The 14,227-nt window shown below is 47.2% G+C and carries 15 protein-coding genes; 7 read left to right on the top strand and 8 right to left on the bottom strand.

All coding sequences use genetic code 11. The features are described from left to right. Positions 1-37 precede the first annotated feature (37 nt). The 5 genes from FRZ54_RS10670 to hemB all read right to left on the bottom strand — a co-directional run bounded on the left by FRZ54_RS10670 (position 38) and on the right by hemB (position 4,725). Positions 38-559 (bottom strand): tetratricopeptide repeat protein, encoded by a 522-nt coding sequence (locus FRZ54_RS10670; protein ID WP_147031599.1) that lies wholly within the window; start codon positions 557-559, stop codon positions 38-40. A gap of 2 nt (positions 560-561) precedes the next feature. Next, entirely contained in the window at positions 562-1,266 is a 705-nt protein-coding gene (locus FRZ54_RS10665) for a response regulator transcription factor (protein ID WP_147031598.1), read from the bottom strand. Between the two features lie 135 nt (positions 1,267-1,401). Continuing rightward, entirely contained in the window at positions 1,402-2,271 is an 870-nt protein-coding gene (locus tag FRZ54_RS10660) for a sensor histidine kinase (RefSeq protein WP_147031597.1), read from the bottom strand. Positions 2,272-2,278: 7 nt separating this feature from the next. After that, positions 2,279-3,646, bottom strand: coding sequence for a glutamate-1-semialdehyde 2,1-aminomutase (gene hemL, locus FRZ54_RS10655; protein ID WP_147031596.1), 1,368 nt, complete (start codon positions 3,644-3,646; stop codon positions 2,279-2,281). 107 nt (positions 3,647-3,753) lie between these two features. Further along, positions 3,754-4,725 (bottom strand): porphobilinogen synthase, encoded by a 972-nt coding sequence (gene hemB, locus FRZ54_RS10650; RefSeq protein WP_147031595.1) that lies wholly within the window; start codon positions 4,723-4,725, stop codon positions 3,754-3,756. Between the two features lie 208 nt (positions 4,726-4,933). On the opposite strand from hemB, the gene FRZ54_RS10645 reads away from it, so the two are divergent. Further along, positions 4,934-5,902 (top strand): DNRLRE domain-containing protein, encoded by a 969-nt coding sequence (locus FRZ54_RS10645; protein WP_147031594.1) that lies wholly within the window; start codon positions 4,934-4,936, stop codon positions 5,900-5,902. A 9-nt stretch (positions 5,903-5,911) separates the two neighbouring features. Here the strand turns inward: FRZ54_RS10645 and hemC are convergent, their stop codons facing one another. Continuing rightward, entirely contained in the window at positions 5,912-7,486 is a 1,575-nt protein-coding gene (gene hemC / locus FRZ54_RS10640) for a hydroxymethylbilane synthase (RefSeq protein ID WP_147031593.1), read from the bottom strand. 173 nt (positions 7,487-7,659) lie between these two features. Between hemC and FRZ54_RS24450 the strand changes: the two genes are divergently transcribed. Together FRZ54_RS24450 and FRZ54_RS24445 are read left to right on the top strand one after the other, a co-directional pair. Further along, positions 7,660-7,803, top strand: a complete 144-nt coding sequence (locus tag FRZ54_RS24450) for a hypothetical protein (protein ID WP_187359809.1) — start codon at positions 7,660-7,662, stop codon at positions 7,801-7,803. A 194-nt stretch (positions 7,804-7,997) separates the two neighbouring features. Next, positions 7,998-8,141 carry a hypothetical protein gene (locus FRZ54_RS24445; RefSeq protein WP_187359808.1) on the top strand — a complete coding sequence of 48 codons (144 nt, stop codon included), beginning with the start codon at positions 7,998-8,000 and terminating at the stop codon, positions 8,139-8,141. Positions 8,142-8,155: 14 nt separating this feature from the next. Here FRZ54_RS24445 and hemA read toward each other — a convergent pair whose 3' ends face one another. Further along, the gene (hemA, locus tag FRZ54_RS10635; RefSeq protein ID WP_147031592.1) at positions 8,156-9,379 is read right to left on the bottom strand and encodes a glutamyl-tRNA reductase; all 1,224 of its coding nucleotides are present in this window, start codon (positions 9,377-9,379) and stop codon (positions 8,156-8,158) included. Between the two features lie 163 nt (positions 9,380-9,542). On the opposite strand from hemA, the gene FRZ54_RS10630 reads away from it, so the two are divergent. From FRZ54_RS10630 to FRZ54_RS10615, 4 genes are all read left to right on the top strand, one after another. Then, on the top strand, positions 9,543-9,956 hold the full coding sequence (locus tag FRZ54_RS10630) for a DoxX family protein (protein ID WP_147031591.1): 414 nt from the start codon (positions 9,543-9,545) through the stop codon (positions 9,954-9,956). Between the two features lie 73 nt (positions 9,957-10,029). Next, on the top strand, positions 10,030-11,034 hold the full coding sequence (locus FRZ54_RS10625; RefSeq protein WP_147031590.1) for an MBL fold metallo-hydrolase: 1,005 nt from the start codon (positions 10,030-10,032) through the stop codon (positions 11,032-11,034). Between the two features lie 94 nt (positions 11,035-11,128). Further along, a complete protein-coding gene (locus FRZ54_RS10620) occupies positions 11,129-11,446 on the top strand; it encodes a hypothetical protein (protein WP_147031589.1) in 318 nt (105 codons plus the stop codon). Positions 11,447-11,456: 10 nt separating this feature from the next. Further along, positions 11,457-11,858: a VOC family protein gene (locus FRZ54_RS10615; RefSeq protein WP_147031588.1), complete on the top strand. Its 402-nt coding sequence runs from the start codon at positions 11,457-11,459 to the stop codon at positions 11,856-11,858. Positions 11,859-12,167: 309 nt separating this feature from the next. Here FRZ54_RS10615 and ispG read toward each other — a convergent pair whose 3' ends face one another. After that, on the bottom strand, positions 12,168-14,174 hold the full coding sequence (gene ispG / locus FRZ54_RS10610; protein ID WP_147031587.1) for a (E)-4-hydroxy-3-methylbut-2-enyl-diphosphate synthase: 2,007 nt from the start codon (positions 14,172-14,174) through the stop codon (positions 12,168-12,170). Positions 14,175-14,227: the final 53 nt, after the last annotated feature.

The following is a 14,227-nucleotide window of genomic DNA, read 5'->3' as shown; positions in this document are numbered from 1 at the left end:
TTAGGGCAGAGACGCATAATTATGCGTCTCTACGAGGTTAATGTTTTTTTAATTCCTGTTTTACCTTTTCTATTACCGCCTTCATTTTGGCAGTCGTCTTCTCTTCGTGCTTTTCAGCATCGGCCAGGTAGGCTTCCGCCTTTTCGTAACGTCCCAGCCTGATGTTGATATTTGCCGCATGCACCAACGCCGCCACGTGGTCGTTTACCGACCGCAACGGAAATTTCGAGGCCAGGTCGTAATGCAAAGCGGCTTCCTCATAGTCCTGTTTGTACAGGTTGATATTACCCAGCATGTATTCGTAAATGCCGCGGCGCTTATCCATCAGCCATTCGGGCTTTTTTATCTGCTTCAGCAAAGCCTCGGCGCCGGCATAATCCTTATCATGATAATGTTTTGCCGCCAGCACCAGTGTCCCCTGTTTAAAGTACTCAACAATAACCAGCACAACCAGCAACAGGCAGGCGGCAGCCAGCTCGACAACCTGTTTGTAGACGAAAAATACCATCATCCCGGCAAAAACCGTCAACACAAATATACGCGCCTTGTTGCTAAACATGCTTAGTGGCTATCGGTAAACTTATACCCTACACCCCGGATTGAATGGAAATAAACCGGATTTTTGGGATCTGGTTCGAAATATTTACGGAAGGTCAGGATAAAGTTATCGATAGTACGGGTAGATGGGTAAACGTCGTAATTCCATACCGTTTCCAGTATCTGCTCGCGCGATACGGCCTCGTTGCGGCGCTCTATCAAAAGCTTAAGCAGCATGGTTTCCTTTTTCGTTAGCGGGGTAATGGAACCATCGCCGTTCACCAATTCAAATGAGTTGAAATGAATGGTTTTGTCGCCAATTTTATAACTGTTGAATTCCTTCAGATCCTCCCCTTTCAGGCTTCTTTTTACCAGGTTGTTAACGCGAAGGATCAGTTCTTCCAGGTTAAATGGTTTGGTCAGGTAATCGTCGGCGCCCTTCTTCAGTCCGGCAATCTTGTCCTCGTTGGTATTCTTCGCCGTCAGGAACATGATCGGTACTTCCGAATTTTCCAGCCTGATAGTTTCAGCAACCACGAAACCGTCAACTTCGGGCATCATCACGTCCAGTATCACCAGGTTAAAGCGCTCTTCTTTAAAACGCTGCAACGCTTTTTTGCCATTATTGGCGGTTGATACTTTATATCCCTCCAGTTCGAGGTTAAGTTTTATAGCTTCCAGCAGGTGCTCTTCGTCCTCTGCCAGTAAAATTCTCTTTTTGCTCAGCATGTGATTTTAAGATTTATTTAATACACTAATTTTCACGAATTTATCGCGAATTACACGAAATTATTTGACCTAACTGTCATATTACCGTAAACGAGCAGATATATAATAATTCGCCTCAATTCTTCCGATCGGTGTTTACGCGAATACCACTTCAAAAATACTTCCCGACGGGTCATTATCCCTTACTTTTATGCTGGCTTCGTGTTTGTCCAGCACTTCCTTTACGATATAAAGGCCAAGCCCGGTTCCTTTGGTATTCCTGGTGTCCTCGCTGCCTACACGGTAAAATTTATCAAAAATCCGGGGCTTTTCGTTATCTGAAATACCTATACCGTGATCGGCCACTTCCAAAAATATCTTGTTGTCCCGTGAATAAAGCCTTACATCAACCACCTCGCAGGGCCCTGAATATTTGATGGCATTTTCAATCAGGTTAGTAACAACGGATGTCAATGCGAACTTATCACCTGTTATTTCGATCTTCGGTTCTATTTCCGCATTGATCAGCTGCTGTGTCAGGTCGCATTTGTTCAGCTGCAAGCGATTCACCACATTATCCACCAATGCCGAAAGGTTGAATTCCGCCTTTGGGAAAGTGTACGACCGGTTATCGATCTTCGACGCCAGCAGCATGTTTTCCACCATGTCGTCCAGCCGTTCAATATCCAGCAACGATTTACCTATAAAATCCTGTATCTGCTGCTTACTCAGGTCGCGCTTTTGTATAGTTTGCAGCAGCAGTTTGATGGATGCCAGCGGCGATTTTAACTCATGCGTTACCGAAAGCAAAAAGTTTCTTTTCTGATCCTGCAACCGGCGCTCCTTTTTGATGGATTTATGCAGGCTGATCGCACCAACCAGGAACACCAATACAAAGGTGCTTCCCTCGCCCATTATCATTGCACTCCGCTCAGGCTGCAGGTGCACCAGCATATAGCCCCACCAGGTTAGCTCGGCTAACGCATAAATAATGAGTGCATAAAAAATGACAAATGGTCTTTTCATAAACTCCCTATTTTCTGAATACTAAATCCAAACTTTCGAAAATAGCCCGCTTTGCCTTCTCCAGGTCTACCTTGGTATGTGCCGAGGATATGAAACCCACTTCATATCCCGAGGGACCCAGGTAAATACCCCGGTTCAGCAATTCACGGTGCATGATCTTGAATTTCTCCATGCTGGCCGGATCGATCTCCTCAGCGCTGCTGATGGTTTCCTTATCCGTATACGCGAACCAGAAAATGGACCCGATACTAAACACTTTAAATTTATAATTTCTTGCAGTAGCAAATCGCTGTATCGACTCGGTAAATTCTTCGGTCTTATTGTTGAGGTCGCGGTAAAAACCCATGCGCAACAGCTCTGTCAGTTGGGCAATGCCCGCGGCCATGGCCACGGGGTTTCCTGATAGCGTACCCGCCTGGTAAACCGGTCCATCGGGCGATATACTGCCCATGATCTCCACCGACGCTCCGTAGCAACCCACCGGCAGCCCACCGCCAATGATCTTGCCGTAGGTAATAATATCCGGCTGTATGCCGTAATGCCCTGCAGCGCCTTCGAACCCAACACGGAAACCGGAGATCACTTCATCGAAGATGAGCAGCGTTCCGTTTTTGGTGCATATTTCGCGCAGGTATTGTAAGTATTCTTTGGTCTGCAATAATAATCCATTATTGGCAGGTACCGGTTCGATGATGATCGCCGCGATCTGATCCTTAAACTCTTCAAAGGCTTTGTCCAATGCAGCGATGTCGTTCAAGCCGACAACGATGGTTTCGTCAGCAAAAGATTTCGGCACCCCGGCAGATGATGTTTCGCCGAAAGTAACCAGGCCCGATCCTGCTTTAACCAGCAGCGAGTCGCTATGCCCGTGGTAGCAACCTTCAAACTTTAGTATTTTATCGCGTTTGGTGTAGCCCCTCGCGAGCCTGATGGCCGACATTACCGCCTCGGTGCCCGAACTCACAAAGCGCAGTTTTTTTATGAATTTGTTATTCTTGAGCAGCAGTTCGGCAAGCTCGTTCTCCAAAGCAGTAGGCGCTCCGAACGACATGCCGTTTTGCATTACCTCGGTCACCTTTTCGCGCACTTTCGGATGATTATGCCCCAGGATAAGCGGCCCCCACGAGCAGCAGAAGTCGATAAACTGGTTACCGTCCGCATCCCATATATGGCAGCCATCGCCCTTGGCAATAAAAAGCGGCGTACCGTAAACCGATTTGAAAGCCCTTACAGGCGAATTAACCCCGCCCGGAAAAAATGCCTTCGACTTTTCATACAGTTCAGTCGACTTCTCGCGGCTGATATCCGGCTTACCGGTTGTATTAACCGGCTCATCACCCTCGTTCGAAAATATTTTTTTTATTGAATCAAGCATTTTTTTTAGCTGAAAGCTTAAAGCAAAAAGCTTTAAGCCTGTATTTTAGACTATTATTTTAGTTCCTGTTCCCAAAGCTTTCAGCTTTAGTCTTTCTGCTTTGCGCTCTACAACCATTTATTCTCCAGCACTTCCTTGGCATGGTAGGTCAGTATTGCCGTTGCTCCTGCCCTGCGTATACTGGTCAGTACTTCGGTAATGGCGCGCTGTTCGTTCAGCCAGCCTTTTTGTATGGCGGCCTTAATCATCGCGTACTCGCCGCTTACATTATAAGCCGCTATTGGCAATTCGGTATTATCTTTTAATAATTTGATCACGTCCAGGTAGGGTAGCGCCGGTTTTACCATCAAAAAATCTGCGCCTTCGGCTTCATCCAGGTCGGCCTCAATCAAAGCCTCGCGCTGGTTGGCCGGGTTCATCTGGTAGCTTTTCTTATCGCCAAATTTCGGCGCCGAATTTAATGCATCCCTGAACGGTCCATAAAAAGCACTTGCGTATTTGGCCGTGTACGACATGATAGAAACCCCTGTAAAACCATTATCATCCAGCACATTGCGGATATAGCCAACACGCCCGTCCATCATGTCCGATGGTGCAATAATATCAGCGCCTGCCTGTGCATGAGCCAAAGCCATTTTGCCCAACACCTCCAGGGTTTCGTCATTCAGTATCTCGCCATTTTCCACTATGCCGTCGTGCCCGTCGCTGCTGTAGGGGTCCATGGCAACGTCCGTTATCACGCAGGCTTCAGGAAAGTTCTTTTTCACTTCGCTTATAGCGCGCAGGTAAAGGCTCCCGTCGCGGTAGCTCTCAGTAGCATATTTATCTTTTAGCGATTCGTCAATGTTCGGGAACAGGTCGAATGCATTCAACCCAAGTTTAAGGCAACTCTCCACTTCGCGCAGCAAATTATCAACCGAATGGCGGTAAATGCCCGGCATAGAGGCCACTTCACTTTTCTGGTTGTTACCATCGATAATAAATAAAGGGAATATCAGGTTGGCCGCACTTACGTGCGTTTCCTGTACCATTTGGCGGATAGCTTCGCTTTTCCGGTTTCTTCTTGGTCGTTGCAGCATTTTTATATACGGTGCGTGATTATACTGTACCCGCACCGGAATGACAAAGTTATACAAACCATGACAATTATGTAAGGTTTAACCGCCTAAAGATGCATTATGGCTTGTAAATGATTTTTGGGTCAGTAACCTCGCAATGGCCAGGCGATTAACTTGCATAACTAAAAAATTTGTTATATCTTTATAACACCTGGATACTTAAGATCACATGAAAGCCCCTGTTTCATTTCTCGCATTAGCAGCCGGTTGCCTGCTGGCAATAAGCGCATGCCAAAAAACTAAGATAGCACCGACTCCCGATAAAACTTCAGATCAGACAAAAACAAAGCTGCATTCGGTAGCAGTGGCGGAAGCTGATGTGACGATAACTTTACCGGACGATTCGGTTCAGTTAACGGGACAGAGCGGTACACCGGGCGATACGGTAGTTGGCTATTTGTGGAGCCAGATATCCGGACCGAACGAGGCTACGATCATCAACGAAAGCTCGCAATCGGCCTGGGCGAAAAAGCTGACCGAAGGCACCTACCTGTTCCAGTTTATGGTAATTGATAAGGGTGGCTCCACTGGCATCGATACGTTAACAGTAACCGTTAAACCTTCAGATATATCAACGCTCGACCTGTCGCCGGCAAATAACCCGGGCGAATCAAATATTGCCATATTAGGTAGTGTCGATGCCAGCAATCACGTTTCTATCGAAGAACCGTTGGCTGCCTGGACCATCAATGGCGTGCCATTTACTGTGAGGAATCTTTTGAAATTCGATCTGAGCAGTATACCGGCCACTGCAACCGTTCTATCGGCCCAGCTTGTGATGTATTCCGATACCATTCCTATGAACGGCGACCTGGTACATGCCAACTACGGCGCCGACAACTCGGTACTTATTCAGCAGGTGGCAACATCCTGGGATTCATCAACTTTAACATGGTTCAACCAGCCGGCGGGATTACCAGACAACCAGGTGATCGTGCCATCCACGACGCAACCGTATCTGAACATCAACGTGAATGTTAAAGATATGGTGAGCTCGATGGTAAAAAATAATACCAATTATGGCTTTAAGCTGCAGTTGCAGCACGAGGATATATACACCAGCCGGATATTCTGCTCAAGCTACTACAGTGACGCAACGCGGCACCCAAGGCTTATCGTGAAATATCGTAAAAATTAAAGCCGCAGATCACAACCCAAATACCGCTTCGGCCAGGCCGACTTCGTCGGGCGAGAACGGCAGGATATATTTTGTGCCCATCTCATCGAATTTTCGCCCGGTCGATTTGCCTATGGCTATCACTTTCTGATTAGGCTCCAGTAAATTGTCGCTAAAATAGGCTTCCACGTTCGACGGGCTGGTGAATACGAGCACATCGGCACCGGTGCCTTCCACGTTCTCTTCCAGTACCGTTTCATACACGGGCAGGTCGATGATCTTTGTATCAGCTGACAGTCCCTGTTGTATGCTGCGCATCGAATTTTCGGAACCGGGGAACAGTATTTTTTTTCCGTTGGCTATTTTGGCAAATTCACGGGCGACGTCGACCGTATCGATACCGACACCGGTGTATTGGGTAAAATGGCCCTTCAGCCGCAACGCTTCTTCCGACCCGGCGCCCATCACACCGAATTTCACACCGGCAGGCAATTGCGGATCCAACTGGAAGAAATATTCTATCGCGTTCTTGCTCGAAAAGAATATCCAGTCGATATCCCGCAAAATATATGGATCAAGTTTATTGATCACCCGCACTGTCCTGATAAGCGAACGTGCCTCTACCTTAATGTCATGCTTTTCCAGCGCTTTGCGAAAATAACTTTGTTCGGATAACTCGCGCGATATAAACACGCTCATCGGGAATTTCCGCTTCGGGTCAAACCGGGACACAACCTTTTCGGCAAGTCCTTCTGTCGTGTCCGATTCCAAAAACAGCCTGTCGGGAAACTCCTCGCCACTATCCGCTTTCGAGGTAAACACCTGGTACATGCCGCCGTCCCTGCGGCAATAACAACCCAGCGGTAAATGACAGCCGCCGCCAAATAGTTTCAGCACGCTGCGTTCTACAGCCAGCGCCTCCGCCACATCCGGATGATGCAATATTTGGAGTGCATTGAACAGCTCCTGGTCGGTCTCGCGTACCTGGATAGCCAAAACTCCTTGTGCCGGCGCCGGTACAAGTTCCACCGGTGTAAGTTCCTCCACGTGAAATTCGCTGAGATCGATCCCCAGCCTGGTTACGCCAGCCTTGGCTATCATAATAGCATCGTACTTCTCATCGCGAAGCTTGCCTATCCGTGTCGGCACATTCCCCCTAAGTTCCTCTATTTCCAGGTCGGGCCGGTAAGCCAGCAATTGCGCTTTGCGCCTGTTGGATGATGTACCCACTATCGCTCCGTATTTAAGGGACATTTTCTGGCGAACATCGACACAGTCTTTCAGTATCAGCAGCAACTCCGATGGGTCCTCGCGTTCGGATACGGCAGCAATGATAAGGCCAGGCGGATTTTCCGTCGGCAAATCCTTATGCGAATGCACGGCCAGGTCTATCGTGCCTGCCAATAGTTCTTCTTCCAGTTCCTTGGTAAAAAAGCCTTTGCCTTCCAGTTTATCAAAGCTCAGGTTCAGGATACGGTCGCCCTGCGTTTTAATGATCTTTAATTCGGCAATAATGTTGTTTTCGGCCAGGCGGTCCTTCACAAAATTTGCCTGCCACAACGCCAGGTCGCTGCCACGTGTACCGATGATAAGTTTTCTGTCCAAGAGAGGGTTTGATTGTTTACCCGCAAATTTAGCTTTTTACGGGGATGATTAGATGAATAATTTAAATATGAGTGCAGCCTAAACTTGTAACCGGGCATATAACTCATTTTAGGTATATTTTCGTAATGGGCAATTTATTTACTTTGTTATGTACCTGCAAGGCATTAAACGTCATGAATATTTTAGCAAGAAAACAAACCCGCTCCAACGATTTGGCGACCAAAGCATTAGTTGTTTTTATATACCTGTTTGCTATGGCACTCATGCTTTTCGTAGCCTTTGAATTAGGTAAGCACGTTATCTGGTTTTTCAACTGATCGCGAAATTAATCCCCTGATTGATTTTACTATAATTATACCTGTTCCTTATAACAAAAAGGCCGCTTTAGTAAGCGGCTTTTTGCGTTTCTACGAAGGAATGATCCGCAATCCCCCACTCTCATATACCTTATTTAAGGGATTAACTTCCCGTAATTAATATCGTTTATTTAGGATAAGTAAATACAATAAAAATGCTTAAACTGATAAAAAGTCAAACCCGCGGAAATGACCCTTTGATGAGCATGCTGGTGGTACTGATAGCCGTACCGTTGGGCACATGTTTGCTGTTGCTGGCAATGGCTTTTTTAAAAGCGGTCCTGGGAGTTCTCTATTGATTTGCCTGACGTTATCAGGAATTGATGAGTATTTCTTTCGCCATGATCATGGGAACACTTATATATTTTTTCTCCATGTAATTGATCACCTTCTCTAATACTTCGCGCGATTCCTTATCCATATTCTGAACCTCATCCGCGAACACGGTATTAAGTGCATTTTTGCGTATTTCCTTTATCTTCTCGGGCACTTCGCGCATGGCTACTTCAATACGGCGCTGCTTCAGCATCGGAACAAATTCAAGTATATTTTGCTCGATGATCTTTTCGGCATGCACCAATTCCTGGTAACGCTCCTGCATATTCTTTTTGGCAATGTCGTTAAGCGACTGCACCTCGATAAAATTAACAGGGTATTCGGCCAGCACCTCAGGCGATGTATCATTTGGTACTGCCAGGTCGACAATGGTCTTTTTATCCGTTTCACCGTTCAGCAAACTACGGTACAGTTCCCTGGTAATGATGGGCTCTTTACACGACGTACAGGTAATGATCACATCAAAACCTTTTTTGTATTCCGGTAATTCATCAAGAGTGAAAGCCTCACCGGTCAGGTCGGCAGCCAGGTCCTGGGCTTTGGACAAGGTGCGGTTAAAAACGGCGAAGTTGGAAAATTTATGTTTTTGAAGGTATTTGGAGATGTTCCGGTTTGTTTCGCCGGCGCCTATGATCAGGATGCGGGCGTTGGAACATTGTTTAAGATCTTTAAGTTTTCGGTAAGCGAGGGAGACGACGGAGATAGGGTTTTTGGCGATGCTGGTGTGGGTATAAACTTCCTTGGCAGTTTTGACCGCGGTGCTCATCACCATTCGCAGGTAATCGCCTGTCAGCCCGGCGTCCCTGCAGCATTCGTATGCCTTTCGCATCTGGGCCAATATCTCCTTTTCGCCCACCACCATGCTCTCCAGCGAACACGATGTACGCAGCAAATGGTTCAGCGCCTCATTGTCCTCGTATACTGTCCCGCCCTTAATAAAAGTATCGATATGGTTGGAACAGATGCCCATATCAAGCGCATGAATAAATTTCGTAATGAAGTCGTGGTCGATGGAGTTGGCAGTGGCCATCACAAATTCGACACGGTTACAGGTAGCAACGTAAAATATTTCCGGTATGTCGAACAGTACTTTTATCTTTTGCAGCTTCTCCGTCAGGTTCTCCTGGCAGATCACCAATTTCCCCAATTCCTTCAGCTCGATCTGCTTATGCGTAAAAGCAATTATTTTTAAATACTTCAACTCGGTTTTAATTTTAGCCCAACAAAAGTAACAGGATTACCTTAGCGTAGTGTCAACACTTTGTCATAGACAGCAATTTAGAAGGTTTCTAAATAATGCACACCGTCTATTTCAAACTATTTCAGCCTATTACGGTTATCTGTTTCTTATATTGTATTTATACATGCAAACTTTTAAAAAGGTCAGTTTGATCATTCTCGTACTTTTTTACGTGTTTGCCGGTATCAATCATTTCCGTAACCCGGTTTCGTACCTGCACATCATACCTCCCTACATACCCTACCCTGTGGTGGCAAACGCCCTGGCCGGTTGCTTCGAAGTGTTATTTGCTGTGATGATGCTTTTCGCCCAAACCCGAAAATTTGCTGCGTGGGGTATCATATTAATGCTGCTTGCCTTCCTCCCCGTGCACATCAGCATGATAGGTGACGCTCCTTTAAAGCTGGGCAATCTTGTGGTTACACCCTTGCTGGCATGGGTACGGTTGCTTGTATTGCAACCACTGCTGATATTATGGGCATGGTGGCACACAAGCAACGCAGAGCCTTCAAATTATTCAGCGTCCCGATCCCTATGACGCCAAAGTCAGTTTTAAGGCAAACTTTCGCCTCCTTTAATCCGTAACTTAGTTATAATTACGATACTTGTGCATGAATTTAGACAGCGCCCGAAAAAAAGGCAGCAAATTTCTAAACCCAATACCCACTGAATCAGCCGGCCTGGGCAAGTTTATTCCGATCTTAAGGGAATACATCAGCAACGACGCCGAAACTGTTCCGAAAATACCCCTGGGCCCTTTCAAAACCGACATATCAATATACAATAAGAAACCGGCGGGCGGACTTCGAATTACCTGGATAGGGCATTCAAGTTTATTGATCGAGATTGATGGGAAACGAATTCTTACCGACCCGGTTTGGAGCGAGCGTGCGTCGTTTGTTTCATTTATGGGCCCAAAGCGATTTTTTGAACCATCACTGGCGCTTGATGAATTGCCGAAACTGGATGCCGTTTTACTGTCGCATGATCATTACGACCACCTGGATAAAGAAACCATCAAGTTTTTTGCCGGTAAAAACATTCCCTTCTTCACTTCGCTGGGTGTAGGCACCTATCTCGAAAAGTGGGGTGTCGACCCCAATTTTATCACCGAACTGGATTGGGGCGACAGCGCCATGATAGCGCCGGATATGATCCTGACATCGGTACCGGCAAGGCATTTTTCGGGCCGGGGCATTATCCACCGCGACGAAACTTTATGGGCCGCATTCGTGATAAAAGGGCCAAAGCATAATATATTTTTCGGGGCCGATTCGGGCTGGTTCGATGGATTTGAAGATATTGGGAAAATTTATGGCCCGTTCGACTTGACCATGCTCGAGATCGGTGCCTACGGTAAAAATTGGCCTGATATACATATGGGGCCCGATAACGCTTCAAATGCGCACCTGGCCCTGAAAGGCAAGCTGATGATGCCTATTCATTGGGGTACTTTTAACCTGTCCACCCACGCTTGGTACGAACCCATAGAACGACTTTTACAGTACGGCAAGGAAAAACACATCGAACTTTTTATCCCTGAACCGGGTAAACCTACTGAAGTTACCGGGCCGTTGAACTCGGAATGGTGGGTTTCTTCTAAGTCTACGGGCTGAAGTCTTAATTCCGGGGTCGGCCTTATAACCATTATGTAAGCCCGCAAAGCCCGCTGTAAAAATTTCTATATTTATCAAAAATTAAGTTTGTGTTATGGGACGTATAGTTATCGTAGCCTACAAACCCAAAGACGGCAAAGCCGAAGCACTGAAGGAACTCATGAAAACCCACATGCCCCGGCTACGGGCGGAAGGTTTGGTGACCGACCGGCAATCGATCATTGCCGAAGCGGCAGATGGCACCATTGTCGAGGTGTTCGAATGGCTGTCGGACGAGGCAATACGGCAGGCCCATGAAAATGCGAATGTCCGGCAAATGTGGGCCGAGTATTTTGCCGTGTGCGATTGCATTCCGTATGGCAATTTAGCCGAGGCCTCGCTAACATTCCCCGGCTTTAAGCCGCTTAACTAAACACTAATTGATGGAACCACAGATAAATGCTATAACCATCGCCGCACAGGACATCCAGTCGTTAAAAAGATTTTACAACCAGGTGCTTGAATGGAAGATATTGGCCCAAAATGAAAAGGTAGTTATGTTCAGGCTAAACAATACTATTCTGACCGTATGTACTATTGATGTTTTTACAGATTACGCTGGCATGCAGCCGCCCGGAAAGGGTGAAAAAAACTTTTACCTGACTGTGAACCTGGACTCACCAAAACGCGTCGATCAAACTTTACAAAAGTTAGCTGCGCTGAATGTTGATATTGTCAAAATGCCTAAGAAGGCTTTCTGGGGTGGCTATAGCGGTTTCTTCGCCGACCCGGAAGGAAACCGTTGGGAGGTATGTTATAATCCTACACCGAATAAGATAATTTGATCTGTAACACGTCCTCTTCCCTGGAGCTACCGTGTGCCCACAGCTTTTGCCAGGTGTATTTTCTATGACCCATAGGGTCTACCTGTTTGTAGCAAATCGAAAGAAGGTTTTTTTGCCTCGTAGAGGCTACCCTCTATTGCGCTCTCTGGCATGAGAGCAAGAAACCCAATAATACCTGTTGAACCGGTAGCCTCTACGAGGCAAAAATCTTATTCATTATTCTTCTACAAACAGGTAGAGCCTACGGCTCATTGCCTTTCAGGTATTCTGATAACTTACAAGATAGCTGCTTTGGAGGGCCGGGTGAGATCAGGCCGGCTCCAGCCAGTTGCCGTCTTCCTTGATAATGCCGATCAGTTCATCCAGCGCGTTAGCCGAGCTGATATTTTTTTTCACTGCTTCCTTGCCACGGTAAAGCGTTACTTTATCCGTTCCCGAACCCACATAGCCATAATCAGCATCCGCCATTTCGCCCGGCCCGTTTACGATACAACCCATGATACCGATCTTGAGTCCTTTTAGGTGGCTTGTGCGGCTGCGGATCATTTGGGTGGTTATCATCAGGTCGAACAGCGTGCGACCGCAGCTTGGGCACGATATATATTCCGTTTTTGATATCCTCGAGCGCGTCGCCTGCAAAATGCCGAAGGCCGTTGAAGTGATCACTTTTGTTTCAATTCCCGGGGCATCGATCCATATCCCGTCGCCAAACCCGTCGATCAGCAAAGCGCCGAGGTCGGTGGAGGCGTATAGTTGTAAGTCCTGAGTCTTGAGTCCTGAGTCCTGAGATTGAAATTCATAAGCTCGTTTGATGATCACCGGCACCTCAAGCCCCAATTCTTCCATTTTAAAAAAGAAAGTCCGCTGGTCGGCCATGCCGTGTAGTTCATCTGTTTCCAGTACAAAAACCAGGCTTTTGTCTAACGGGATCGACCCAAATTCGTCAGATTCTATATCCGAAGATTTAATACGAACTAAATTTAAGGCTGACGTTTTATCTTCCGCCTCAATATACTCCTGTAAACCAAACACCGGGTGGCAGTTGGTTTTGTCGGCCAGCTTTTGCCAGGTTGGATAGTTATAAAGCTGCTTTAAGTTTCCGGGGAAAGTGAACGATGGCAGGGCATCCGCCAAATACACAAAATCAACCGATTGTTCGCCCATCTGGTATTTGTCCAGCAACGGCGAATAAATATAACCCGCATCGTTCAGCACGGCAGGGTCCTTCAAATTAGCATGCGACAAATCGACCACAACCCTCGGCACCATATGCCCGCCGATGAAGGCGTTGGCTTCGTAGGTATCGCGTTTTTTGTAGGCATAAGGGTTGTGATGAGCTGAAAGCTGAAGGCCGAAAGCTGAAAGCTTTTCATCGTCATTTACTTTCTGCTTTTTGCTTTCTGCTTTTCGCTTCGTATAGCGCTCCACCAACGCTATCGCTACCGGCGCTTCTGCTTCAGGTTCTTCGGTCAGGGATACGCGAACGGTGTCGCCCAGGCCATCTTCCAGCAAAGTGCCTATACCTACCGCCGACTTGATTCGGCCGTCCTCGCCGTCGCCGGCTTCGGTAACGCCCAGGTGCAGCGGGTAATTCATACCTTCGGCCACCATGGTCTCTACCAGTAAGCGGTAAGCCTGCACCATTACCTGCGGGTTGCTCGATTTCATCGAGATCACCAACTCATAATAATTCAGCATCTCGCATATCCGCATAAACTCCATGGCGCTTTCCACCATACCCTGCGGCGTATCGCCGTAACGGCTCATGATGCGGTCGCTCAGCGAGCCGTGGTTGGTGCCAATGCGCATAGCGGCACCATATTCCTTGCACACTTTTACCAGCGGCGAAAATTTCTGGTATATGCGCTCCAGTTCGGCCTGGTATTCTGCATCGGTATAATCTATCTGGTCGAATTTCTTTTTATCGGCATAGTTGCCCGGGTTCACGCGCACCTTTTCTACGATACGTGCCGCAACTTCGGCAGCATTGGGTGTAAAATGAATATCGGCCACCAAAGGCGTAGTATAGCCGCGTGCCCGCAATTGTTTTTTGATCTCGGCCAGGTTTTGTGCCTCTTTAATGCTTGGCGCGGTAATGCGCACATATTCGCAGCCGGCTTTGATCATCCGTATCGATTGCTCTACCGTCCCGATGGTATCCATGGTATCGGTGGTGGTCATGCTCTGGATGCGGATGGGATTATTGCCGCCCATGGGCACATCGCCGATGTGTACCTCGCGGGTAACGAAACGGGAGTATTCGGTTAGTGAGTTACAGTAACGGCCTTGCAGCATCTTAACGGCTCCAGCATCCATAGAGGAAGATTTTTCTGCAAAATTACGAAATATAATTATTGGAATGCTCTAAG

The organism is Mucilaginibacter ginsenosidivorans, from assembly GCF_007971025.1.
Taxonomy (GTDB): Bacteria; Bacteroidota; Bacteroidia; order Sphingobacteriales; family Sphingobacteriaceae; genus Mucilaginibacter; species Mucilaginibacter ginsenosidivorans.
The sequence above is the reverse complement of the archived record's forward strand: the minus strand, read 5'-3'. Positions and strand labels throughout refer to the sequence as shown.